Origin of the sequence: Cellulomonas sp. APG4, from assembly GCF_009996735.1 — a bacterium.
Taxonomy (GTDB): Bacteria; Actinomycetota; Actinomycetes; order Actinomycetales; family Cellulomonadaceae; genus Actinotalea.
Genome location: NZ_JAACYI010000047.1, coordinates 1 through 1,435 on the forward strand (window position 1 = coordinate 1; position 1,435 = coordinate 1,435).

General features: G+C 70.5%; 1 protein-coding gene. It reads right to left on the reverse strand.

Features of this window, described 5'->3' with window-relative positions; translation table 11 throughout:
* Window positions 1-3: 3 nt before the first annotated feature.
* The gene (locus GXB85_RS17735) at window positions 4-1,314 is read right to left on the reverse strand and encodes an ISL3 family transposase (RefSeq protein WP_161918993.1); all 1,311 of its coding nucleotides are present in this window, start codon (window positions 1,312-1,314) and stop codon (window positions 4-6) included.
* Between the last annotated feature and the right edge of the window lie 121 nt (window positions 1,315-1,435).

The following is a 1,435-nucleotide window of genomic DNA, read 5'->3' on the forward strand; positions in this document are numbered from 1 at the left end:
GGCTCATCGCAATCGAGGGTGTAGTCGCGGTCTGAGGCCGCCGGTCTCGAGCAGGCTGCGGGCGATGTAGTTGGTGAGGTTGCGGAAGCCGAGGGCGATGCCGCGTAGGTGCTCCAGTCGCCCGTTGATGGCCTCGGTCGGGCCGTTGCTGGTGCCGGGGCGGTCGAAGTAGGCCAGGGCGTCGGCGGCGCGCTTCTTCAACGTCCGCCCCAAGGTGATGAGTTCGTTGAGGGCGGCCGGGACGCCGTGGCTGATCGACGCGATCACCTCGGTCATCATCGCTCGGCCCGTGGCCCGGTCGGGGTGGCGGTAGGCGGTGATGACAGCCTGGTAGACGCCCCAGGTTGCCTCGACCGCGGCGTGCTCCTCGCTGGCGAACAGTGCCTCGATCCGTGTTCGCTGGCGGTCGGTGAGCAGGTCGGCGCCGGTGTGCAGGGTCCGTCGGGCTCGGTAGAGCGGGTCGCCGGCTCGTCCGCGGTGACCATGCAGGTCCTGCTGGACGCGGCGCCGGCACCGGTCCAACGCGTCGCCGGCCAGGCGTGCGACGTGGAAAGGGTCCATCACCGCCGTGGCGTCGGGCAGCTCCTCGGTGGTGGCGGTCTTGAAGCCGGTGAACCCGTCCATCGCCACGACCTCCAGGCCCTGTCGCCAGGGGGCGGGCCGCGCAGCGAGCCAGCTCTTGAACGCCTGCTTGGAGCGGCCCGGGACCATGTCCAGCAGGCGTGCCGACCCGGTTCCGTCGCGCACCGGGGTGAGGTCGATGATCACGGTGACGTACTTGTCGCCGCGACGGGTGTGACGCCACACGTGCTCGTCGACTCCGATCACCGCGACGGCGTCGAAACGGGACGGGGCGTCGATGAGCACGCGGCGTCCTTCGGCCAGGACGGCGGTGTTCGCGGTGTTCCACGACACCGCGAGGGCCTCGGCGATCCGGGCGACGGACAAATGCGCCACGACCAGACCGTGCAACGCCCAGGACAGCGCCCGCCGCGACAGCTTCGCCCGCGGCTGGGCCGCGGCGCTGGTGTCCTGGCGCCACACGTGGGCGCACCCGGTGCACTGGTAGCGGCGGACCGTGATCTCCAGCACCGTCGGACGCCACCCGAACGGCTCGTGCGCCAACCGTCGGGTCACCGTGTCACGCGGCGCCCCCTCGCACCCGCACCGCCGACACCACCCGTCGGACTCGACCACCCGACACGACAGGACCGCCCGATCGGGCTCAAGGCGTTGCCCGACCACCTCCAACCCGAGCTCGTCCAGCCCGGCGAACGTGGTCAGGTCAGCAGCAGCGAAGGTAGCGTCAAGCACGTCGAGGTCTTCCAGATGAGCGGCGTAGGAACCTTCATCCTCGGGAGACCTCGACCCCTACCCGGTCACCAACGCGCCGCCAACGGACAGCACCCTGCTACACCCTCGTTTGCGAAGAGCC